23 protein-coding genes and 3 pseudogenes are annotated in these 23,080 nt (G+C 40.9%); 22 read left to right on the forward strand and 4 right to left on the reverse strand.

The window, feature by feature from the left end; genetic code table 11:
• Window positions 1–44: 44 nt before the first annotated feature.
• The 4 genes and pseudogenes from NSQ85_RS08755 to NSQ85_RS08770 all read left to right on the forward strand — a co-directional run bounded on the left by NSQ85_RS08755 (window position 45) and on the right by NSQ85_RS08770 (window position 4,047).
• The gene (locus tag NSQ85_RS08755; protein WP_340781703.1) at window positions 45–1,190 is read left to right on the forward strand and encodes an amidohydrolase; all 1,146 of its coding nucleotides are present in this window, start codon (window positions 45–47) and stop codon (window positions 1,188–1,190) included.
• A 432-nt stretch (window positions 1,191–1,622) separates the two neighbouring features.
• Window positions 1,623–1,760, forward strand: a complete 138-nt coding sequence (locus NSQ85_RS08760; RefSeq protein ID WP_023909500.1) for an alanine dehydrogenase — start codon at window positions 1,623–1,625, stop codon at window positions 1,758–1,760.
• Window positions 1,729–2,073, forward strand: a pseudogene (locus NSQ85_RS08765) (alanine dehydrogenase); the annotation flags it as partial. The gene NSQ85_RS08760 and the pseudogene NSQ85_RS08765, both read left to right, overlap by 32 nt.
• A 657-nt stretch (window positions 2,074–2,730) precedes the next feature.
• On the forward strand, window positions 2,731–4,047 hold the full coding sequence (locus NSQ85_RS08770; protein WP_340781704.1) for an FAD-containing oxidoreductase: 1,317 nt from the start codon (window positions 2,731–2,733) through the stop codon (window positions 4,045–4,047).
• 268 nt (window positions 4,048–4,315) lie between these two features.
• Here NSQ85_RS08770 and NSQ85_RS08775 read toward each other — a convergent pair whose 3' ends face one another.
• On the reverse strand, window positions 4,316–4,879 hold the full coding sequence (locus tag NSQ85_RS08775) for a nucleotidyltransferase family protein (protein WP_179972752.1): 564 nt from the start codon (window positions 4,877–4,879) through the stop codon (window positions 4,316–4,318).
• A gap of 262 nt (window positions 4,880–5,141) precedes the next feature.
• On the opposite strand from NSQ85_RS08775, the gene mvk reads away from it, so the two are divergent.
• The 18 genes and pseudogenes from mvk to NSQ85_RS08860 all read left to right on the forward strand — a co-directional run bounded on the left by mvk (window position 5,142) and on the right by NSQ85_RS08860 (window position 21,508).
• Window positions 5,142–6,020: a mevalonate kinase gene (mvk, locus tag NSQ85_RS08780; RefSeq protein ID WP_340781705.1), complete on the forward strand. Its 879-nt coding sequence runs from the start codon at window positions 5,142–5,144 to the stop codon at window positions 6,018–6,020.
• On the forward strand, window positions 6,002–6,946 hold the full coding sequence (gene mvaD / locus NSQ85_RS08785; RefSeq protein WP_179974335.1) for a diphosphomevalonate decarboxylase: 945 nt from the start codon (window positions 6,002–6,004) through the stop codon (window positions 6,944–6,946). The genes mvk and mvaD overlap by 19 nt, the downstream gene beginning before the upstream one ends.
• Window positions 6,939–7,934 (forward strand): phosphomevalonate kinase, encoded by a 996-nt coding sequence (locus NSQ85_RS08790; RefSeq protein ID WP_011680888.1) that lies wholly within the window; start codon window positions 6,939–6,941, stop codon window positions 7,932–7,934. Before mvaD ends, NSQ85_RS08790 begins: the two co-directional genes overlap by 8 nt.
• Window positions 7,935–7,983: 49 nt before the next feature.
• On the forward strand, window positions 7,984–8,991 hold the full coding sequence (gene fni / locus NSQ85_RS08795; protein WP_011680889.1) for a type 2 isopentenyl-diphosphate Delta-isomerase: 1,008 nt from the start codon (window positions 7,984–7,986) through the stop codon (window positions 8,989–8,991).
• Window positions 8,992–9,539: 548 nt separating this feature from the next.
• Window positions 9,540–10,922, forward strand: coding sequence for a bifunctional UDP-N-acetylglucosamine diphosphorylase/glucosamine-1-phosphate N-acetyltransferase GlmU (gene glmU, locus NSQ85_RS08800; protein WP_014608101.1), 1,383 nt, complete (start codon window positions 9,540–9,542; stop codon window positions 10,920–10,922).
• 75 nt (window positions 10,923–10,997) lie between these two features.
• Entirely contained in the window at window positions 10,998–11,546 is a 549-nt protein-coding gene (locus NSQ85_RS08805) for an NUDIX domain-containing protein (RefSeq protein ID WP_179974336.1), read from the forward strand.
• 3 nt (window positions 11,547–11,549) lie between these two features.
• Window positions 11,550–11,810: a cell wall synthase accessory phosphoprotein MacP gene (gene macP / locus NSQ85_RS08810; RefSeq protein WP_011226984.1), complete on the forward strand. Its 261-nt coding sequence runs from the start codon at window positions 11,550–11,552 to the stop codon at window positions 11,808–11,810.
• Window positions 11,811–11,876: 66 nt separating this feature from the next.
• A complete protein-coding gene (locus tag NSQ85_RS08815; RefSeq protein WP_002947976.1) occupies window positions 11,877–12,569 on the forward strand; it encodes a 5'-methylthioadenosine/adenosylhomocysteine nucleosidase in 693 nt (230 codons plus the stop codon).
• Between the two features lie 495 nt (window positions 12,570–13,064).
• Entirely contained in the window at window positions 13,065–13,373 is a 309-nt protein-coding gene (locus NSQ85_RS08820) for a hypothetical protein (RefSeq protein WP_179974337.1), read from the forward strand.
• Between the two features lie 87 nt (window positions 13,374–13,460).
• Window positions 13,461–14,375 carry a Spy0128 family protein gene (locus NSQ85_RS08825; RefSeq protein WP_232087359.1) on the forward strand — a complete coding sequence of 305 codons (915 nt, stop codon included), beginning with the start codon at window positions 13,461–13,463 and terminating at the stop codon, window positions 14,373–14,375.
• A gap of 130 nt (window positions 14,376–14,505) precedes the next feature.
• Complete coding sequence (locus NSQ85_RS08830; protein ID WP_198506948.1) at window positions 14,506–15,504, forward strand: glycosyltransferase family 4 protein; 999 nt, start codon at window positions 14,506–14,508, stop codon at window positions 15,502–15,504.
• On the forward strand, window positions 15,505–16,827 hold the full coding sequence (locus NSQ85_RS08835) for a glycosyltransferase family 4 protein (RefSeq protein ID WP_179974338.1): 1,323 nt from the start codon (window positions 15,505–15,507) through the stop codon (window positions 16,825–16,827).
• Window positions 16,828–17,158: 331 nt separating this feature from the next.
• A pseudogene (locus tag NSQ85_RS08840) lies at window positions 17,159–17,484 on the forward strand (MazG-like protein).
• A gap of 55 nt (window positions 17,485–17,539) precedes the next feature.
• Window positions 17,540–19,486, forward strand: coding sequence for a threonine--tRNA ligase (thrS, locus tag NSQ85_RS08845; RefSeq protein WP_179974339.1), 1,947 nt, complete (start codon window positions 17,540–17,542; stop codon window positions 19,484–19,486).
• A 100-nt stretch (window positions 19,487–19,586) separates the two neighbouring features.
• Complete coding sequence (locus NSQ85_RS10765) at window positions 19,587–20,003, forward strand: alpha/beta fold hydrolase (protein WP_232087360.1); 417 nt, start codon at window positions 19,587–19,589, stop codon at window positions 20,001–20,003.
• A 230-nt stretch (window positions 20,004–20,233) separates the two neighbouring features.
• Window positions 20,234–20,428 carry a hypothetical protein gene (locus NSQ85_RS10770; protein ID WP_232087361.1) on the forward strand — a complete coding sequence of 65 codons (195 nt, stop codon included), beginning with the start codon at window positions 20,234–20,236 and terminating at the stop codon, window positions 20,426–20,428.
• 19 nt (window positions 20,429–20,447) lie between these two features.
• Window positions 20,448–21,314 (forward strand): DUF3114 domain-containing protein, encoded by an 867-nt coding sequence (locus NSQ85_RS08855; RefSeq protein ID WP_179974340.1) that lies wholly within the window; start codon window positions 20,448–20,450, stop codon window positions 21,312–21,314.
• Between the two features lie 11 nt (window positions 21,315–21,325).
• Window positions 21,326–21,508 (forward strand): hypothetical protein, encoded by a 183-nt coding sequence (locus tag NSQ85_RS08860; protein ID WP_179972764.1) that lies wholly within the window; start codon window positions 21,326–21,328, stop codon window positions 21,506–21,508.
• Window positions 21,509–21,569: 61 nt separating this feature from the next.
• On the opposite strand, the gene NSQ85_RS08865 is transcribed toward NSQ85_RS08860, so the two are convergent.
• The 3 genes and pseudogenes from NSQ85_RS08865 to NSQ85_RS08875 all read right to left on the reverse strand — a co-directional run bounded on the left by NSQ85_RS08865 (window position 21,570) and on the right by NSQ85_RS08875 (window position 22,939).
• Complete coding sequence (locus tag NSQ85_RS08865) at window positions 21,570–21,650, reverse strand: PspC domain-containing protein (RefSeq protein WP_232086292.1); 81 nt, start codon at window positions 21,648–21,650, stop codon at window positions 21,570–21,572.
• A 169-nt stretch (window positions 21,651–21,819) separates the two neighbouring features.
• Window positions 21,820–22,497, reverse strand: a complete 678-nt coding sequence (gene trhA, locus NSQ85_RS08870; protein WP_179974341.1) for a PAQR family membrane homeostasis protein TrhA — start codon at window positions 22,495–22,497, stop codon at window positions 21,820–21,822.
• A pseudogene (locus NSQ85_RS08875) lies at window positions 22,490–22,939 on the reverse strand (DUF1836 domain-containing protein). The gene trhA and the pseudogene NSQ85_RS08875 overlap by 8 nt, the downstream one beginning before the upstream one ends.
• Window positions 22,940–23,080: the final 141 nt, after the last annotated feature.

Genomic DNA, 23,080 nt, shown 5'->3' on the forward strand with positions numbered 1-23,080 from the left:
AAATGGATTGACAATCCAAAACTGATCAGAGAGGGAGGTTCATTATGACAGAAGTATTTTACGATCATTTAGCAAAGACGCGTCATCAAATTCACCAACATCCAGAGGTTTCTGGGGAGGAGCATGAGACGACAGTCTTTTTGAAAGCTTATTTGAAAAATCTAGGTGTTGAGCCTTTAAATTATCCCTTGAAGACAGGACTCATCGCTGAGATTGGGTCAGGTCATCCTATTATTGCCTTGCGTGCTGATATTGATGCCCTACCGATTAAGGAAAAGACAGGACTTCCTTATGCTAGCAACAATGGTGCCATGCATGCTTGTGGTCATGATTTTCACCAGACCTCTCTGCTTGGTGCTGCTCAGCTTTTAAAAGAAAGAGAAGCAGAGCTTAAGGGGACTGTTCGATTAATTTTTCAACCGGCTGAAGAAAATTTCCAAGGGGCCTATCAGGTCATTGAAGCGGGCGGTATTGAGGGTGTGTCAGCTATCATCGGTTATCACAATAATCCTCACTTGAAACCTGGTCAGATTGGCCTTCGTTCAGGTGCTATTTTGGCAGGCGTGGAGCAGTTTAGGGTTGATGTCAAGGGTGTTTCCTCCCATGCGGCCCGTCCCGATTTGGGTGTGGATACAGTCTTGGTTACTACGACTATCATTAATAATTTACAGCAAATTGTTGCTCGGACGGTATCTCCCTTTGAGTCAGCCGTATTGTCAGTCACTCATATCGAAGTTGGAAATACCTGGAATGTTCTTCCGGCAGACGGCTTTTTCGAAGGAACAATTCGTACCTTTGAGCCTAAGGTTCGGGAAGATGTCATTGCTCGCTTTGAGAAGGTTGTTCAGGCGACAGCAGACCAGTTTGGTGCTGATATAGAGATAAGCTGGGGTAATTCACCTTACGTGACCTACAATGACCATACTCTCACACCGCTCATCTTTGAAAATTCTAAAGCCTTCGCAGAAGTGATTGAAACGCTGCCATCAACAGGCGGAGAAGACTTTGCGGCTTATCAAAAGGAAATACCAGGAGTTTTTGCCTTTGTCGGCTCTAATGGTGAGGAGTATGCCCCAGACTGGCATCATGATGATTTCCTTGTGAAAGATGAAGCCTTGCCTGTAGCCGTTAATTACTATGTGGAAAATGCTCTTTTCCTCCTTGATTATTTTAAGGAGCAAGACGACTGACTATTCCCTTAATTGGAATCACTAGTAATGCAAAAACTGTTGCGGAAAGAAGTCCAATCATCCAGAGTTTCTCTTGGGTCATAAGCAATTAGCAGACCAAGGACTCTTTGATTATTTTATTAAGAGTTTTCCATGAAGCTTAAGGATTTTAAATTGGTGCTGCTTTTGAAAATAAAAAGGAGGATGTGCATAAGAAAAAATACTCTTTTGATCATTTAGTTTACAACTTAAGAACCCAGCCGATTGGTTGGGCTCTTTTGTGAGTTGTTTATATAGTTAGGGGAGTATGATTCTAAGGTCTTAAAATAGCGGAGATTTTTTTCTCTTGATTTTAGTTAAAATAAAAGCGCTATTATTAAAGAAAGATAGATAGGAAGTGGTTAAGCGATTTGCACAATCCTTTACCTTATGACCTACGAATGAGGAGAAAATATGTTAATTGGTATTCCAAAAGAAATCAAAAATAACAAAAACCGTGTAGCTCTTACACCTGCAGGTGTCCAAAGTTTTTTGGCTAAGGGACACGTAGTATTAATCGAAACAAATGCGTCCAAGTTCTGTTATTGTTAACGTTGCCGTTGACCAAGGTGGGGTTGTTGAGACTGTGAATTGTGTGACAAGTCACGATGAGCCTGTTTATGAAACACACGGTGTCCTTCACTATGCTGTTGCTAATATTCCAGTTGCAGTAGCACGTACATCAACCATTGCTCTTACCAATGTTACCCTTCCTTATATCGAAGCTTTTGCAGGAGTAGGCTTCAAACAGGCTATTGAAAATGACGAAGGCCTTCACCAAGGTGTAACGACTTATCAAGGTCACATCTCTAGCCAACCTGTTGCAGAAGGATTGAATAGAAGCTATACAGCTATTGACGAATGACTATAAGTTTATAATGCTATCAGAATGAAAGAGAAGTCGCGCCATGAATGGGTGTGACTTTTTTTAGTTAGGATAAGAGGTAATCGTGTATTTGGTAGTTGATTGTCAAGTGTCTATAAAGCTTAAATATGCTTATTTTTTCTAATCTAGGTCTTGTTTTATGCTATAATGAGCAGACATCTCAACATTAGTAATGAGTACCTATGACTCTTTCTGTTTTTACTTAAAAAATGCGCTAATAAAGAGGTTTTACCATGACCAATCATATTCGTGTTCTCACAGCAATTATTTTCTCTTAGCTTGTCGTCTTTTATTTTGGTGTAAAAATCGATGTATCATTGACCAAGCTTCTAATTACAGTAGGTGTGGCAGCGCTGCTTGAAATGATTTACCATGTGATACTTGCTCGAAGATAGGAGCAAATATTTCTTTCGAAGCTTTTTGGAGAAACTGTGGACAACTCTTTAGAAAAAATGTTGAGTTCTTCGTTTTTTTTTAGTTTTTTACCACATAATTTTCAAAGGGTGCATATATCTCCATTAACATAAGATATTAAATCGGTTATATCAAAAGCTGTAGCTTTTTTATTTTCAAGTTCAGATATTAGCAGTCTGAAAAATTAAATGATAGAATGACAGTATATAGGAGAATACAGAAATGGTAAACTATGATTTGATTGTTATCGGTTTTGGTAAAGCCGGTAAAACGTTGGCTGCTAAGATGAATGCGGCTGGTAAGAAAGTTGCTGTCATCGAGCGCAGTAAAGCTATGTATGGTGGTACTTGCATTAATATTGCGTGTATCCCAACTAAGACTATGATTGTTGCGGCTGAGAAGGGCTGGTCATTTGACGACACCATGAAAGAACGTGGTGCAGTGACTAGTCGTCTTAATGCTAAGAATTATAAAATGTTGGCAGACAATGGCGTTGATGTCATTGATGCAGAGGCACATTTTGTGTCAAATAAGGTTATTGAAGTAGTAGCTGGGGATGACCGCCAAGAGCTTACAGCTGAGACTATTGTTATCAATACTGGTGCTGTATCTAATATCTTGCCTATTCCTGGCTTGACAACAACTAAGAATGTTTACGATTCGACTGGTATTCAAACCCTTGAAGCTTTGCCAAAACGCTTGGGTATCCTAGGTGGTGGTAATATCGGTCTTGAATTTGCTGGCCTTTATAACCGTTTGGGTAGTCAAGTGACTGTCTTGGATGCAGCGACTAGCTTCTTGCCACGTGTAGAGCCATCTATTGCTAAGTTGGCCAAGGAATACATGGAAGAGGACGGTATTGTCTTTGAGCAAGGTGTTAAAACTTCCGAAGTAAAAAATGACGGTGATGAAGTTGTCGTTGTTACTGACAAAGGGGACTTCCGTTTTGATGCGCTCCTCTATGCGACAGGACGCAAGCCTAATATCGAACCCCTTCACTTGGAAAATACTGATATTGCCTTGACTGAACATGGTGGTATCCAGGTTAATAAGCATTTGGAAACAAGTGTTCCAGGTGTCTTTGCGGTGGGTGATGTTAATGGTGGACTTCAATTCACTTATATCTCACTAGATGATTTCCGCATTGTCTTTAATTACCTAACTGGTGATGGTAGCTATAACCTTGAAACACGTGGAGCTGTTCCAACTGCTTTGTTTCTCAATCCACCTTTGGCACAAGTTGGTCTTACTGAAGATCAAGCCAGAGCAGCAGGTGGACCGGTTGCTGTCAAAGAACTTCCAGTTGCTGACATGCCTCGTGGCCATGTTAATGGCGATTTGCGCGGTGCCTTCAAAGCTGTGGTAAATCCTGAAACTAAGGAAATCTTGGGTGTGACCCTCTTTGGTCAAGAATCTCATGAAATTATCAATCTAATTACCCTTGCTATGAACCATCATATTCCATACACAGATTTGGCTAAACAAATCTTTACTCACCCAACTATGGCTGAGAACCTAAACGATTTGTTTGCGATTTAACATGAAAAGAGCCGTGAGGCTCTTTTTTAATATAGAAGAAAAATTTTTTAAGACTTTCCTTAGGTGATTTCGGTCGTCAGCGACCTTCTTCGAAGTTCCATGACTAATTTTTGAGCCCCTTCACTTTTTAATTTCTAGGCTCAGGCTAAAACAGTTTCCCGAACTGTTTTACTCTCAAAAATTCCGAGTTCCTGAAACTATTATGCTTCAGGAACTTTTCTCACAGCGGAAAGTCTTGTAAAAAGTAAATCACAAATCATAGGTTAATCTATTTGATAAATTCTATAGAAATGTTTGGCCAGAATGCGTTCCAATTTTTCTTTTTTACTCTCTCGTTATAGACCGTTTGTCGTTCTTTATCTGAAAAGTAATATGGTGTGGGTGAGACTCTGAAGTTAGTCAAATCGCCTGGTCCAAAAGGAATAAATACCTCTAGTTCCTGATTGTCATTTAGTCTAGCAGCTATGGCAGTACATTTTTCGGGAAATTTTGAAACAGCATCGGTAGAGATGACATACTTTTCAGTATTAGGACTATGTATATTCATATAATACTGATTTTTTATTTCCCAATTGTATTCAGGATATTTTTTCTTTATTTGATTTTCTATTTCAACAGTTTGCTCATATGATATGTTTTTATCAAAGAAAATGACATCGATATCTGAGAAATTGATATTTGAAGATGTATTTCCGGTGCTTAAGTAGTCCCAAATATAATTGCGTAAAGTTCCAGCACAAAGCCAACAGTCATTAAGTTGGAAAGAGTGGATAATCTTTAATAGTGCCATTAGTTCGGAGTTCTGTTTAATTAGTTTTTCGACATCAATCATTTTTTAACCTCATTGGCATTGTACTAGTTTAAGATAGAAATATCAATTTAGGACCATGTTTCTAATGCAAAGCGACACTCTAGGTTAGATATCGCTTTTTTTGCGCTTTGATGATAAGATAGAAGTGACATAGGAAAATTCCTTAGATTGGTGCTCTTTGTCTCCTTTGAATGCATGATTGACCTTGAGTCACCACTAGAATCTGTATGAAAAATATAGAAAGACACTCGCCTGAAAATTTGTCTGTGAGTGTGTGTAACTTATGACTAATAAAGTAGGAGTGGGCAAGGCTCACAGTAAGATTATTTTGATGGGGGAGCACTCGGTCGTTTATGGTCATCCTGCCCTCGCTCTTCCTCTTAAGGATATTGAGGTTGTCTGTCAAATTCAGGCTGCTGAGACTCCTTTGACGCTCAAGGCTCAAGATCCCTTGACGACGGCTATATTTTCAGCCCTTAGCTATCTGGAAATCAAGAATCAGCCTATCAGCTATGCTATTAAGTCAAGTGTTCCTAAAAAGCGCGGCATGGGGTCGTCTGCGGCTGTAGCCATTGCGGCAATTCGAGCGGTCTTTGATTATTTCGATCAAGAGCTTAGCCAGGCGACCTTGGAAATGTTGGTTCATCAGGCGGAGACCATAGCACATAGTAAACCGAGTGGTCTGGATGCTAAGACATGCTTGAGTGACCACGCAATCAGTTTTACTCGTAATATTGGTTTCGAGGAAATTGAGGTCAATCTAGGTGCCTATCTGATTATTGCTGATACGGGCATCCATGGAAACACCCGTGAAGCTGTGGAAAAGGTTGAAGCTAATGGTTTAGATGCCTTGTCAGACCTCAACCAATTGGGTGAATTAAGCCAGAAGGCGGAACTAGCTCTCAAAGCTAAGGACCAATATACTCTTGGACAGCTCATGTCTCAAGCCCATAATCATCTTAAGTCTTTAGGCGTGTCTTGTGCCTTGTCGGACCTTCTAGTAGCAACTGCTCTGGATCACGGTGCACTGGGAGCAAAGATGTCAGGTGGAGGGCTTGGTGGCTGTATTATTGCTCTGACAAGTACTAAAGACCAAGCCCGAACGATTGCTAAAAAACTTCAAGAAAAAGGAGCCGTAAACACGTGGATAGAAAGCCTGTAAGCGTCAAATCGTACGCAAATATTGCTATTGTCAAATACTGGGGTAAGGCGGATGCGGATCGTATGATTCCTTCAACCAGTAGTATCTCACTGACTTTGGAAAATATGTATACGGAAACCAAGTTGTCTTTTCTGCCTAAGGATGCGACCAGTGATGTCATGTATATCGGTGACGAGCTCCAAGGAGAAAAAGAGACGACTAAGGCCAGCAAGGTTTTAGATGTCTTCCGTACTGATCCAAATCAGCCTGTCAAAATCGAAACATGGAACAATATGCCAACAGCAGCAGGCCTATCATCAAGTTCCTCAGGCCTTTCAGCTTTGGTCAAGGCCGCTAACGAGCTCTTCCAAGTAGGAAAAACGCAGTCTGAATTGGCTCAGATTGCCAAGTTTGCTTCAGGCTCATCATCACGTTCTTTCTTTGGGCCGCTGGCAGCTTGGGATAAGGATAGTGGTGAGGTTTATCCAGTTGAAACAGATCTCAAATTGGCCATGATTATGTTGGTTTTGACAGATCAAAAGAAACCCGTATCTAGCCGAGACGGTATGAAATTGTGTACCGAAACATCGACTTCTTTCCCAGAGTGGATCAGACAGTCTGAGCTAGATTATAAGGATATGTTGGCCTATCTCAAAGCAAATGATTTCCAAGCGGTCGGTGAGCTCACTGAAGCCAATGCCCTTCGTATGCACCAAACAACAAGTACGGCTAACCCTCCATTTTCATATCTAACGGAAGCCTCTTATCAGGCTATGGACAAGGTTAAGGCCCTCCGTGCCTCTGGTGAGCAATGTTATTTCACTATGGATGCAGGACCAAATGTCAAGGTGCTCTGTATGGAAGAAGACCTTGACCGCCTAGCAGAACACTTACGCAAGGATTATCAGGTCATCGTTTCACGCACCAAGGAGTTGCCAGATGCCTAAGCAGTCGGTCAATCAGGTCACAGTAAAAACAGGTGGGAAACTCTACATTGCTGGAGAATATTCAGTCTTAACACCGGGGCAGACAGCCCTAATTCAATTTATTCCTATTTTTATGTCAGCAGAGATCAAGAAAGCCCAAACTACCCAGTTGACCTCAGACATGTTTGACTACAGTGTGGACCGTGAGCCAGACGTAAATTACGCCCTCATTCAAGAGGCCTTGAATACTTTTGAGGCCTATTGTGGTGAGAACTTGCCTGCTCTAGACCTTTCAATCACTGGAAAGTTGGAACGAGATGGGGTTAAATTTGGCATTGGCTCATCAGGTTCAGTTGTAGTATTGACCCTTAAGGCCTTGGCGGCATCGCTTCAGAAAGACTTATCCAAAGACATTCTCTTTAAATTAGCTAGTTACACCCTCCTCAAACAAGGAGACAATGGTTCTATGGGAGATTTAGCTTGTATCGTATACGAGGATCTGGTTTCCTATCACTCCTTTGACCGTGCAAAAATAGCGGAGCTTATAGATCAAATGACTCTATCCGAACTTTTGGAAATAGACTGGGGTTACCGTATCAGTCCAGTAGTGTCAGAACTAAAAGCTCGCTTCTTAGTGGGGTGGACCAAGCAAGCTGCTATCTCAAAAGACATGGTTAAAATGGTCAAATCTCGCATATCAAGCAAGTATTTAAGTGAAACAGAAGTTGCCGTCCAAGATGCCATCAAGGCACTGGAAACAGGAAATAAGAATTTGCTTAAGAGAAGCCTTCAAACAGTAAGCGACCAGTTAGAATCATTGAGTCCAGATATCTATGTGGACAAGTTGAAAAAACTCAAAGAAGCTGAACAACGGCTTGATGCTATTGCCAAGTCCTCTGGAGCTGGAGGTGGTGACTGCGGTATCGCCTTTACCTTTGATCAAGCTAGCAGAGATATCCTAGTTGAGCGCTGGCAACAGGCAGGCATAGAGCTCTTGTATGAGATTTAGGGTCAGCTTAGTAGAATATAATCCACGCAAGAAAGTAAAGAAATAACCTATGACAAATCGTAAAGACGATCACATCCGTTATGCCCTCAAGTACCAGTCGCCCTACAATAGTTTTGACGATATGGAACTTATCCACAAGTCTCTACCGACTTATGATTTAGATCAGATTGACTTGTCCACACATTTTGCTGGACGAGATTGGAAATTCCCCTTTTATATCAATGCCATGACAGGTGGATCTGCCAAAGGTGGGGCTGTTAATCGAAAACTAGCTGAGGTGGCTAGCCGAACAGGTATTCTCATGGTGACGGGTTCCTACAGTGCTGCTCTAAAAGGAGAGGCACCAGAATCCTTTGACTATCGTAATGAGTTTCCAGACTTAGACCTTGCGACCAATATCGGTGTTGATAAGTCTGTGGACCTGGGGATTAAGACGGTGGAAGCTATGGATCCAGTCTTTTTACAGCTCCATGTTAATCTTATGCAGGAGCTTCTCATGCCTGAGGGAGAGCGTATTTTCCACACTTGGAAGGAAAATGTGGCGGCTTATGCACAGAAAATAGAGGTTCCTCTTGTGCTTAAGGAGGTTGGCTTTGGTATGGATGAGAAAACCATTCGCTACGCCATGTCTCAGGGCATCAAGACTGTGGACATCTCAGGTCGTGGTGGAACTAGCTTTGCCTATATTGAAAATAGTCGAGGTGGTAACTGTGATTACCTAAATGACTGGGGACAAAGTACGGTTCAGACCCTTTTGCAAGCCCAAGACCTTCGTGAGGAGGTGGAAATCCTAGCCTCTGGTGGCGTGCGCAATCCACTTGATATGGTTAAATGTCTGGTCTTAGGAGCAAAAGGTGTAGGCCTCTCACGAACAGTTCTTGAATTGGTGGAACGTTATCCTGTGGATAAGGTTGTGGCTATCGTCAATGGCTGGAAGGATGACCTTCGCCTTATCATGTGTGCCCTTGATTGTCGCACTATTGATGAGCTCAAATCTGTAGATTACATCTTATATGGAAAGTTACAAGGGACTTATGTCAAACAAGAGAAGTCATAAAGGTGATATCACTTTAACCTCGGTAAAGGATAAGTAACTCAAATCTTGTTTAGACTTGATTTAAAAGAGCATTTAATGAGACTTTCCGCTGTGAGAAAAGTTCTTGAAACACTAGTGTTTCAAGAACTCGGAATTTTTGAGAATAAAACAGTTTGGGGAACTGTTTTAGCCTGAGCCTAGAAATTAAAAAGTGAAGGGGCTCAAAAATTAGTCATGGAGCTTCGAAGAAGATCACTGACGTCCGCACTCACTTCAGGAAAGTCTCAAAAAAGATTATTCTAAAAAGAGCGTCAGCTCTTTTTTCAATACCGTCCATTCTGCCAAAACCTTTTCATTTATGGTATAATAGGGCGATTATAGATAATCAGAGGCCCTAAAAAAAGTCAGTTATGAGGACATATTTTCTAAGAAATAAGAGACTTATTTTTAAGGCCCCTCTCTTTCGTAGGCTATCCCAGTGGGAGGTGGAGGCCCTGAGATTTGGGACTCAAGGCTAAAACCGCCTCGAAGGAAACCATCACAAAAAAATCTTAAGAAGGAAAAAGAAAATGAGTAATTACGCTATTATCCTTGCTGCGGGTAAAGGAACTCGCATGAAATCAGATCTTCCAAAAGTATTACACAAGGTTTCAGGCATCACTATGCTTGAGCATGTTTTCCGTGCAGTTTCAGTTATCGAACCAGCTAAAAATGTTACTGTTATTGGTCATAAGGCTGAGCTTGTTCGTGAGGTTTTGGATGGTCAATCTGCCTTCACTATGCAAACTGAACAGTTGGGGACTGGTCACGCAGTAATGATGGCTGAAGAAGAGTTGGCTGGACTTGAAGGGCAAACGCTTGTTATCGCCGGTGACACGCCTTTGATTACTGGTGAAAGCCTTAAAAACCTTATTGATTTCCACGTTAATCATAAAAATGTTGCCACTATCTTGACTGCAACTGCCGATAATCCATTTGGTTATGGCCGTATCATCCGTAATGAAAATGGTGAAGTCACTAAGATTGTTGAGCAAAAAGATGCAAATAAGTTTGAACAACAGGTTAAAGAAATTAATACAGGGACTTATGTCTTTGACAATAAACGTCTCTTCGAAGCACTTAAAAATATTAATACTAACAATGCTCAAGGGGAATACTATTTGACAGATGTCATCTCTATTTTCCGTGAAAATGGTGAAAAGGTAGGTGCGTATACCCTTCGTGACTTTGAAGAAAGTCTTGGAGTTAACGACCGTGTTGCCCTAGCTACGGCAGAAGATGTTATGCGTCGTCGTATTAACAAGACTCACATGATTAATGGTGTTACTTTCCAAAATCCAAATGCGACATACATTGATGTAGATGTGGAAATTGCACCGGACGTTGTGATTGAAGCTAATGTTACTCTTAAAGGACAAACTAAAGTCGGAGCAGAGTCGGTGTTGACTAATGGAACTTATATTGTTGATTCAACTATCGGTGCCAATACTGTTATCACTAACTCAATGATTGAGCATTCAGTGGTTGAAAAAGGCGCTACAGTTGGTCCATTTGCCCATATTCGTCCGGATTCAATGCTCAAAGAAGGCGTTCATATTGGTAACTTCGTCGAGGTTAAGGGGTCTACTATCGGTGAAAATACTAAGGCCGGTCACTTGACCTACATTGGTAATGCGGAAGTTGGTTCTGACGTTAACTTTGGTGCAGGGACGATCACTGTAAACTATGATGGCCAACATAAATTCAAGACCCAAATTGCTAACAACGCCTTTATCGGAAGCAATTCAACCTTGATTGCACCGCTTGAAATTGGGGACAATGCACTTACAGCAGCTGGTTCAACCATTACGGATAATGTCCCAGCTGACAGCGTAGCCATTGGACGCAGCCGTCAGGTCAATAAAGAAGGCTACGCTATTAAGAAACCTCACCACCCAAGCCAACAAAAGTAGGCTTAAGCTCATCTAAGTCTTGGTTCTATTGAGGAGATGAATTAGATTGGGCTTATAGATTGAAGGAGTCAAGTCATGGAGTTTGAAGAAAAAACACTCAAACGTGAGTTAAAATTTAAGGGACATATTTTTGAAGTTGCAGTGGATGAAGTTCTCTTACCAGACGGTAAGACAGCTGGCCGTGAACTGATTTTCCACAAGGGAGCAGTGGCCGTTTTAGCTATTACCCCTGAAGGGAAAATTATTATTGTCAAGCAATACCGTAAGGCTATTGAGGCGGTTTCCTACGAGATTCCTGCGGGTAAACTGGAAGTCGGTGAGGCTGGCGATGAGATTGCTGCAGCAGCGCGTGAACTTGAAGAGGAAACTCAGTATAGGGGCGAACTTAAATTGATTCATGAGTTTTACACATCCATTGGTTTCTGTAATGAAAAAATTAAACTCTATGTGGCTACAAACCTCCAGCCTGTTGAAAATCCACGTCCACTTGACGAAGATGAGTTTCTTGAAATCTATGAGTTGACTTATGAGGAGTGTATGGAACTCGTAGCTTCAGGTGCTATTCAGGATGCTAAAACCATCATTGCTCTCCAGTACTATGCACTTCATTTTGGAGGAAAATAAGTTATGAGTAAGCCACTTTTGACTGACGATGTCATTGAGCAAGCCAAGCGTGGGGAAATTGACTTAGAGGATCATCCTTATTATCAGGATTACGAGGAAGAGTTCTATGATGAGGACTATGAGGCTAATTATCAGCCCTCTGCATACAAGAGCCGCCGGATTGAGAATGCTAAACGTAATCAATTTCAGCACAAGCTTAATCGCATTCTCTTTTGGATTGTCGTCCTCTTAATTATTCTCATTGTTGCTGTCTTTTATTTCTAAAAAGTCTGGAGTTGGATGGATGTATTTGCTGATCTCTGTTAAGATTACAAGTAAAAAAGGAACTATATGAAAATCGGAATTATCGCTGCCATGGAGCAGGAATTAGTGCTTCTAGTGGAGCAATTGGAAAATAAGGTTGAAGAAATTGTTTTAGGCAATATCTACTATACAGGACGATTGGGTAAACATGATGTTGTTTTGGTGCAATCAGGTGTAGGGAAGGTTATGTCAGCCATGTCTGTGGCTGTTCTGGCAGACCACTTTGAGGTTGATGCCCTAATTAACACTGGCTCTGCAGGAGCCGTAGCGCCTGAACTTAAGATTGGGGACGTGGTTGTGGCATCAAGATTAGTCTACCACGATGTTGATTTGACAGCTTTTGGCTATGATTATGGTCAAATGTCTATGCAGCCGCTTTACTTTGAAAGTGACCCTAGCTTTGTAGAGACTTTTGAAAAGGTTTTGGCTCAAGCCTCTATCGACTCTAAAATTGGTCTTATTGCGACTGGTGATAGCTTTATTGCAGGTCAGGATAAGATTGATGCTATTAAAGGGCACTTTCCAGAAGTCTTAGCCGTGGAAATGGAAGGAGCAGCCATTGCTCAAGCTGCACAAAGTGTGAAGAAGCCTTTCATCGTTGTCCGTGCTATGAGTGATACAGCAGCTCATGACGCTAATATTACCTTTGACGAATTTATTATTCAGGCGGGTAAACAATCAGCTGCGATCCTAGTGGAGTTTCTCAAAGAACTTGCTTAAGTAGTATAAATGAGTGTTAAGGTCCACCTTCTTAATAAGGTTAAAAGCTACTGTCATTCTTAAGAGGATGGCAGTTTTTTTCTACTATACATTCATATAATCTTCCAATCTTTGAAAGCAATAACTTGAATTTCGGCATTTTTAAAATAGAATCACAATTAAAATTATGGCAAAAAATGAGGAAGTGAAACAATGTTAAAAGAGGGGTCTGACCATAAAGTCTATAATATAAGTTTTTTTAGATTGCACTATCTATTTACTTGCAAAGTTATTAAAATAGCGTGTAATTATGGTTGAAAAGGATTACAAAAATAGGAAGATAGAATCATGAATAATCTATTCTGTGATTTAAGGCTGCGTTTCCCTACTAGCTACGATATCAATGTCTATAATCCTAAAAATGAAATTGTGGGTCTTGAATAGATAAATCCTGAAAAGAATCGTATCACAACGACTTTTAATAATTATTTCAAGATTCATCTAAACAATAAGCTTATGATTTGGGAGTTGGATACCTTATATTCTGATGAAGTAGAAGAAAGGAAGCATATTACTCTTGATTTTGTGGAACGTATCATTCAAGTTACAGTGGGTAAAGTGCAGTCACCTCCTCCATGGGAAGAGGTCATCTCTAAATGGGGAAGCCAAGACAAGCAGAGTCTAACTCTTCTAAATTGGCAAATGTGTCTAAACAACTCACGTCTTGTCCTTAGCAACTTGAGATTGATTGACACTTGGTCTGACAATCAACGGTTTTTGGACGGTTCTCTACAGCTTCGCTACATTGATTTAGCAGATCCCTGAATTGACAAGGGATCTGCTAAAGACCTGATTAAGAGTTTCTCTTATGACGACTCCCATTTTGATATTAAACTTAATCAGTTAGACCGCATGGTCTATGTTTGCTATCAAACTCGTTTGACACGACCTGTTGAAGAATCACACAATCCTGTTAACCGTATTAAACTTCATGCTGATGTTATTTCTAATTCTTACAAGTCAACCATTCGCTTGGATGGAGGTCGTGGAGATGTCATCGGGGATAACCTTACTCATTTCAATTTTGAACTTGAGAAGGAATTGGCAGGTAGAGACCTCAAAGATAGAGAGTTTACATTCAAACTCCTTGATGTTACTGATGGTGCCAATCCTGTTGAGTTAGGGGAAACCACTAATGATGCCAAGAGTAAAATTGTCTTTTCAGATTTCTCACTTAGCAAGCCAAGCATCTATCATTATCGCGTGACTGAAGTTCCAGGAAATGATGAAGATGTGGTATATGATAAGCTAGAAGCCAATATCACTATTCAGCTTGTTCGTGAAACTGTCGATAACCAAGTTAAATTGGTTGCCAAGGTTTCCTACCCAGAAGACGGTATCTTTAACAATAAGTTTGAGACTCCAGCTAAAGCCACTATTCAGTTCAGCAAGGAATTGACTAAGACAGGTGTTATGCAAGATCTAAAAGCAGATCAATTCCAATTTGTCCTTAAAGACCGTTTTAGAAAAGTCCAAGTGACTGTTACTAAGACTGTGGGTGAAAAGGATAATCTGCTTGTAGCAGCGGTTCTCCTTCCTTTGAATATGGAATTCAACAATAGTTTCATTCTACTAAAACCTCGAACAACACCAACTCCGCCTACTCCACCGGTGACACCAAAATCAGCTAAGCCAGTTGTATCCTCTGAGAAATCAGGTCCTCAACTTCCAGAGACTAATCAAACTAATGATACTGCTTTGCTCTCACTAGGAGTGGTAGCAGTCATGGGTGTAGCATATAGCCATCGTCGCCGTAAAAACGTTTAAGACGATAACCTAAAATATCGAGAGTACTCGATCTTTTTTGTGCTTTTCTACCCTATCTCATTAAATGAGAAATCAAGATAAAGTTAACTGAAAGATGAAATTTGGTGCAAATTAAGCTATAATTATGAGTATGAAAGTTCTACTTTATCTTGAAGGAAAATCGATTCTTGAAAAATCAGGAATCGGACGGGCTCTTCACCATCAGATGCGTGCCTTGGACTTGGCGGGGATTCCCTATACAACAGACATCTTGGGTGATTATGATGTTGTTCATATCAATACTTATGGACCACACAGTTTGATGTTGTTGCATGCAGCAAAACGTCGTGGTAAGAAGGTCATCATGCATGGTCATTCGACACGTGAAGACTTTGAAAATTCATTCATTGGTTCTAACTTCATGGCGTCACTTTTTGGGAAATATTTGACCCATATGTATCAAAAGGCTGATTACGTGATTACGCCATCTGAGTATTCTAAAAAATTGATTCAATCTTATGGGGTGACCACACCAATCATTGCTGTTTCAAATGGGATTGATCTGAAAAAATACGGCAAGGACCCACGCAAGGAAGAAGTTTTCCGAGATTACTTTGGTATCGAGGAAGAACAACCAGTGGTTATTTGTGCGGGTCTTTACTTCCAACGTAAGGGAATTGAAGATTTTGTCAAGGTTGCTGAGAAGATGCCACATGTTCGTTTCATTTGGCTAGGCAGTATTAGTAAATGGCTAATTCCTAAAAAGATTCGAGACATTGTCAATGGTAAGCATCCTGATAATGTCAGCTTCCCAGGTTATTTCACGGGAGATGTCTTCCAGGGAGCTATGAGTGGTGCCAACGCCTTCTTTTTCCCATCTTATGAAGAGACAGAAGGAATTGTAGTACTTGAAGCCCTTGCTAGTCACCAACATGTAGTCTTACGTGATATCCCTGTTTATGAGGGTTGGATTGATGAGAAATCTGCTTCATTTGGTCACAATGTGGATGAATTTGTAGTGGCCTTACAAGATATTATCGATGGTAAAGTGGACAAGCGTGAAGCAGGATACAAGGTTGCGGAAAGTCGCTCGATTGATGATGTCGCCCAAAAACTTGCTAAAGCCTACAAAGAAGTATTGGAGATTTAAATGCGTATCGGATTGTTTACGGATACCTATTTTCCACAGGTATCCGGTGTTGCGACTAGTATTCGCACACTGAAGACGCAGTTGGAAAAAATGGGGCATAATGTCTTTATTTTTACTACGACTGATAGAGATGTTGATCGCTATGAAGACTGGCAGATTATTCGTATTCCTAGTGTGCCCTTCTTTGCTTTTAAGGATCGTCGAGTGGCTTATCGTGGCTTTTCTAAGGCTTTAGAGATTGCAAAACAGTACAAGCTAGATATTATTCATACGCAGACAGAGTTCTCCTTGGGGCTTCTAGGGATTGCCATTGCGCGTGAACTTAAGATACCTGTTGTACACACCTATCACACCCAGTATGAAGACTATGTCCGCTATATTGCCAAAGGTATGGTTATTCGACCGAGTATGGTTAAATACATTGTTCGTGGTTTTATGAGTGACTTGGATGGGGTTATCTGCCCGAGTGAGATTGTTTATGACCTTTTGCTCAAGTATAAGGTTGCTGCTGAGAAAAGGGTCATTCCAACAGGTATTGAACTTGAGAAATTCCAGCGTCCAGAGATTACTGAGGAAGATGTGTCGGACTTGAGAGCCAAGCTTGGTATTTCCTCAGATGAAACCATGTTATTGAGCTTGTCTCGTGTCTCTTATGAGAAAAATATCCAAGCAGTTATGGCGGCTCTACCTTCGGTTTTAGAGGAAAAGGACAAAGTTCGGTTAGTTGTTGCTGGCGATGGACCTTATCTACCACACTTGAAGTCCCAAGCTAAGAAACTTGGTATTGAGGATAAGGTGGTTTTCACTGGTATGATTGCACCTGGCGAAACAGCTCTTTACTATAAGGCTGCTGATTTCTTTATCTCGGCATCAACCAGTGAGACTCAAGGGTTGACTTATTTGGAGGCCTTGGCAAGCGGTACACCTATCATTGCTCATGGAAATACTTATTTGGACAATATCATCACTGACAAGATGTTTGGAATACTGTATTATCATGATAATGATTTAGCAGGGGCAATTTTGGAAGCGGCTATAGTAACGCCAGAAAAAGATGAAACTAAGTGGGCTGAGAAGCTCTATGAAATTTCTGCGGAAAACTTTGGAAAACGTGTCTATGAGTATTACTTGGACCTTACGATTTCTAAGGATTTCCATAATGATCTTAATGGTGAAGATAGCACTATGAAACGATTGACCCGTATGGTGACTCATTTACCAACTAAGGCTATTACCTTGCCTGTCAATGGCTCTGTTCGGATTATCAAAGGATCTGCCAAACAGGTCAAGAAAATCAGAAATATCAAAAAATTTTTGGATTAGGAAAGCTATCACATTTTCCTAGTCAGATAAAATTTTAGATTGATTAATAAAAGAGAAAATTAGCTTGAAAAATTACTGTTTCATGCTATAATAACGCATAGAGACATATCAGTCATGGGAAATCTTTCAGAGAGCGTGCGGTGCTGGAAATCACGCAGAGGACATGGTTGGGACTACTCGATTAACTTTTTATGCAAACATAAAACGGTGGCCACGTTAGAGCCAATCAGAGGTGTAAGACAGACTTATTTTTTGTCGTACACGAACTAAGGTGGAACCACGTTGCGACGTCCTTTTTGGATGTTGCAATTTTTTTGTGAGGAGACTAACTATGGACTTGCAAGAATTAGTGGACCGTAGTTGGGCAATCCGACAAGCTTATCACAATTTGGAAGTTAAGTATCATGATTCCAAGTGGACGGTAGAAGAGGACCTCTTGGCTTTATCTAATGATATTGGAAATTTCCTACGACTAGTGATGACAAAGCAAGGAGACGCTACTATGATGAAATACCCCACACACTGGAATAAAAACTTTCAGAAAATATCCGGTGGCTAGTAGAACTTTCTCAACGTTTGGATGTAGATATTCTGACGGAAATGGAAAACTTCCTCTCTGATAAAGAAAAACAGTTGAACATTAGGACTAGGAAGTAGTCTGATAGTCAAAAGTCAATGCTTAGAAACTATGAAATAATAAAAGGAGAAAATTATGATTAACATTACTTTCCCAGATGGCGCTGTTCGTGAATTCGAATCTGGCGTGACAACCTTTGAAATTGCACAATCTATCAGTAATTCTTTGGCGAAAAAAGCTCTTGCTGGTAAATTTAACGGTAAATTGATTGACACAACTCGTGTAATCACTGAAGATGGAAGCATCGAAATCGTGACACCAGATCACGAAGATGCCCTTCCAATCTTGCGTCACTCAGCGGCACACTTGTTTGCTCAAGCAGCTCGCCGTCTCTTCCCAGATATTCATTTGGGTGTAGGTCCAGCTATCGAAGATGGATTCTACTACGATACAGACAATCAAGCTGGCCAAATCTCTAACGAAGACCTTCCTCGTATCGAAGAAGAAATGAAGAAAATCGTTAAAGAAAACTTCCCATCAATCCGTGAAGAAGTGACTAAAGACGAGGCACGTGAAATCTTCAAGAACGATCCATATAAATTGGAATTGATTGAAGAACACTCAGAAGATGATGGTGGTTTGACTATTTATCGTCAAGGCGAATACGTTGATCTTTGTCGTGGTCCGCACGTGCCATCAACTGGTCGTATCCAAATCTTCCATCTTTTGAATGTTGCTGGTGCTTACTGGCGTGGAAATAGTGATAATGCGATGATGCAACGTATCTATGGTACAGCCTGGTTCGATAAAAAAGATCTCAAGGCTTACCTTAAACGCCTTGAAGAAGCTAAAGAACGTGACCACCGTAAACTTGGTAAAGAACTTGATTTGTTCATGATTTCTCAAGAAGTCGGTCAAGGGCTTCCCTTCTGGTTGCCAAATGGTGCCACAATCCGTCGTGAGTTGGAACGCTATATTGTAGACAAGGAAGTCGCTGCGGGCTACCAACACGTTTACACCCCACCAATTGCGTCAGTTGAACTTTATAAAACTTCAGGTCACTGGGATCACTACCGTGAAGACATGTTTCCTCCAATGGATATGGGAGATGGGGAAGAATTTGTCCTTCGTCCAATGAACTGTCCACACCATATCGAAGTCTACAAACACCATGTTCACTCTTATCGTGAATTGCCAATCCGTATCGCTGAGATCGGTATGATGCACCGTTACGAAAAATCAGGTGCCCTTACAGGTCTTCAACGTGTACGTGAAATGTCACTGAACGATGGACATACTTTCGTTGCTCCAGAACAAATCGAAGAAGAATTCAAGAAAATCCTTCAATTGATCATTGATGTTTATGAAGATTTCAACTTGACTGATTACCGTTTCCGTTTGTCTTATCGTGACCCTGCAGATAAGCACAAGTACTTTGACAATGATGAAATGTGGGAAAATGCTCAACGCATGTTGAAAGCAGCTGTTGATGACATGGGTGTTGAATACTACGAAGCTGAAGGTGAAGCAGCCTTCTATGGACCAAAATTGGATATCCAAGTTAAGACTGCTCTTGGTAAGGAAGAAACTCTTTCTACCATCCAGTTGGACTTCTTGCTTCCAGAACGTTTTGACCTTCACTACATCGGTGCTGACGGTGAAGAACACCGTCCAGTGATGATTCACCGTGGGGTTATCTCAACTATGGAACGCTTTACTGCGATCTTGATTGAGAACTACAAGGGGGCCTTCCCAACATGGCTTGCCCCTCACCAAGTAACCCTTATCCCAGTATCTAACGAAAAACACGTGGACTACGCATGGGAAGTGGCTAAGAAACTTCGTGATCGTGGTGTTCGTGCCGAAGTTGATGAACGTAATGAAAAAATGCAGTTTAAGATTCGTGCTTCTCAAACGCAAAAAATTCCTTACCAATTGATTGTTGGTGACAAGGAAATGGAAGACGGAACTGTTAACGTTCGTCGTTATGGTCAAAAACAAACACACACTGAGACTGTGTCAGAATTTGTAGAAAATATCCTTGCTGATATCGCTCGCAAATCACGCCCAGATGCCGAATAAATCAGAAAGTCGGTTAGCTAAGCTAGCTGACTTTTTAGTAGGATGAACCATGAATGTTTTTATAAAGAGACTTTTATTTCTGCTGGGAGTAGTTCTAGTCTTGTTACTGGCTAGATTTACTTATCATAGGTTAGCCTTGCAAAGAGAGAAGGCTTCTATTAACCCCCCTGTAGGGCAAAATGGAGCTGTCAATGGATACAAAATTAGCGTCTTTGTAAAGGGTCAGGGGTCACAAACCCTAGTTTTTCTCTCTGGTGCTGGGACGGCTTCACCAATTCTAGATTTTAAAGATGTTTATGATGGGTTTTCAAAGGAGTACAAAATAGTTGTTGTTGAAAGAGCTGGCTATGGTTACAGTGAGGACACGTCTACGTCAAGTGATGTATCTGTGATCCTTTCAGAGACACGTCAATCCCTAGCCAAGTCGACAAGTATCAGGTCCATATATTATTCTTTCTCATTCGATGGCCTCCTTAGAGACGCTTCTATGACAAGAAAAACTACCCAAGTTAAGTGAAAGCTGTGGTTTGTCTTGATTGGGCATTTCCAGAAAGCGATTTCCAGTTGAAGAGGCACCCTCAGATGTTACGTTTAGCTCGTTGAGAAAGTCAATTAGGACTGTTAAGATTACTGCCGACACAATTATATATTCCCAATGAGAACCTAAGTGATAGTGACCGACATCTTTATCAAGAAATAGATTACAGACAACTCTTGTCGCAAGCTATGTTAAATGAGAGCCTATGTGTGAAAGAAAATGCTAAAAAGGTAAACTCTACTAGTATTAAATCTCAAATGCCCGTGTTACTCATGGTGTCTAATGGGAAAGGGACAGGTTTCAGTCAGGAGCAGTGGCGACATTGTGCGATTAGTTTTGCGAAGCGTCAGAAAAATATGGAAGTCACTTATTATGAGGAATTCATACAAGAGACAACTGATTAAATGATTGAGGAGAGATGAGATGCTCATAGGTTCAAAAGCCTTTTCTAGCTTATGGAAGGAATGGCAAAAGGAATATCAGCCATTACAGGCACTGAAGTTATTGCTTGCTTATATAGAGATGCCAGAGGATCTATCTGGGGAGCTTGAGGAAACTCAGCGGTTATTATCCTATTTTGACCTTGACTTGGCGCCTCATGATGTCTTCTGGAAGGATATTGTCAGTTTGGTAGATTTGGCTTTTCCTGGTGATAGCTTGTCTCAGGAAGGCCTTGTAGAGCGACAAATCCATCAGCTACGTTACCTGATTTCGAGTCAACAAGCCCAGTATGTGAGGACACATTATAAAAGAACAGGGATGACAGACAAGGAAGCTTTAGCTGTCTATCTCAGATGGAAACCTTTCACCATGTTTGATCAGGGACGTCTGCACCAAAAGATTGCTGTCCGTGATGGCAAGGTGATTTATCCAGATGGAACTCCTAGTGTTAATCTCAAGATTCTCCTTTATAATCGCATAGAGTTTATTTTGGATAGTCAGGGAAATTTTCTCAATGAGCTCGATGCGGAGAAGGTAACTGAGAGTGGTGTGGTAAATGGTGCTAGTTTCAACTATGGTAATTTCAAGCGCCATTGGCAACTGGATGTGGAGCCAGTCCAACCAAACGATCCGGCCTTTCGTAATCGGATGACTAAGGGGTTTCGATCACCCAACAAATTGAGGAGGAAGTGGGGCCAAAAAGAGCCTGAGCATTTTGACAAGTCTTTTTACAATCCAAATGGTATCTATGCCCAGTCCCATAGATCTTTGGCCAATGATGTCAAACGCCAAGCCAGAGCTTTTCTCGCCATGGTTTATGGTGTCAAGCCGTTTTATACAAAGCAATAAAAGAGGTTTATATGTCTAATCAACCACAAAACAATGAAGAAGGAACAGCGGTTCTAGGATCGCTAGTTTTTATGGCCTTATATGGCCTAGGTATTTGGCACAATGCTGTCCGAGGAAATATCCCTTTCCTCATTCTTTGGAGTGTTTTACTACTTGTTAATGTCAGCTATTTGATTTTCCGTTTGAAAAAATAAAGAAAGAGCCAGATCTGTAAGAAATTCAGGTCTGGCTTATTTTTTTATATTTAATTATAACTTACCACTTGCTTTCTTCTGGGATAATAATCCAACAAATGATGTAGAATAGAAAACCTGTTCCAAATAAGAAAATCGCCACAGCCCAGATAAGGCGAATAATGACAGGGTCAATGTCAAGATAATTGACGATACAGAACAAACACCGGCGATGATTTTGTTGTTAGTATCTTGCCTGAGTTCTTTTTTTCATATGATTTACCTCCGTATGGGCTTATTATATCATAACTATTTGAAGCCTAGTATTAGTTTTAAGGAAGCATGAAATAGACGATCCCCATATACTGGAGAGCTGAAGCCAACATGATGAAGAGGTGCCAAATCATGTGGAAGTATGGTTTTTTCTTAGCATAGAAAGCTACGCCAACCGTGTATGATAATCCGCCTGCAAGCATGAGACCCCAAAAGGCAGGGCCTGTCTTAGTGACGATAGCTGGAATAATGAATATAACTAACCAGCCCATTATTAGATAGAGGAATAGGGAGAATTTTTCATTGAATTTTTTAGCAAAGATTTTGTAGAGAATACCAAGAATCGTTGTTCCCCATTGGAGGATAATGATGCTGTAACCTAGCCAACCGCCTACTAGCGATAGGGCAACAGGCGTATAGCTCCCAGCAATGGCAATGTAAATCATGCTGTGGTCAATGATACGTAGGACCATCTTGTGAGGTGAATTGTAATCCATGGCATGATAGATGGCTGAGCTCAAAAACATGAGGAAGAGGCTAATGACAAAAACGGACATTCCGACAGCAGCAGTCAGGCCGTAGCCGTCGTTGGCATGAACGGCAGTGATTGGCAGTAAGACCAACATGGCCATAGCTCCAACAGCATGTGTTACGCTGTTCGCTACTTCCTCACCAACGCTAAGTTTTTTACTGAGTTTAAGATTGGGAGAAGTGTTAAAAGTAGCATTATTAGACATTGTTTCCTCCTTCAAGGTCGTTCAAAAGTTGATGGCTAGCTCGGTAGCATTGAAGTGTCTGGCAAGCTGAAAGTATGACATGCGGAGCCTCTTTGGGGACTTGACCATTCATGCAAGCCACAAAGTCATTGTAGTAGGTCTTTTGACTTTTGTCGTCTGTCCGTAGGATTTCCAAAGTTTTAGCAATCTCAGAGATCTCAAAAACGGTCTTCAGACTGGTAATGAAAATGAGTCTGGCTAATTGAGCTGCATTATATTTTTAATTGATAGGTTTTGCGACATGGTCATGTTTGACATAATTATTGACCACAGAGGCGGTTAGCCCCTTATCGTTTGGTCCCAAAGTACTTTGGGTGACCTAATTGACATAGAGCAAAACTTGATCTAAATAGAGTTCTATCTCTGGTAATTCCTCCCAGAGAGGGTATTCTTGTGTTGTCAAATCATAAAAACCCCCTTATCTGGTTTTTATGGCTAGATTATAACATTATAGAGATTCAAGTCAAGTCAGAACTTAAAAGACGAGAAAAAAGATGACGGAATAAGAGGTTCCAACATCTTCTTTTCTTTCAGTCTTAAAAGG

It is taken from the genome of Streptococcus sp. FSL L8-0526 (assembly GCF_038007145.1).
In the GTDB taxonomy this organism is placed as follows: domain Bacteria; phylum Bacillota; class Bacilli; order Lactobacillales; family Streptococcaceae; genus Streptococcus; species Streptococcus thermophilus.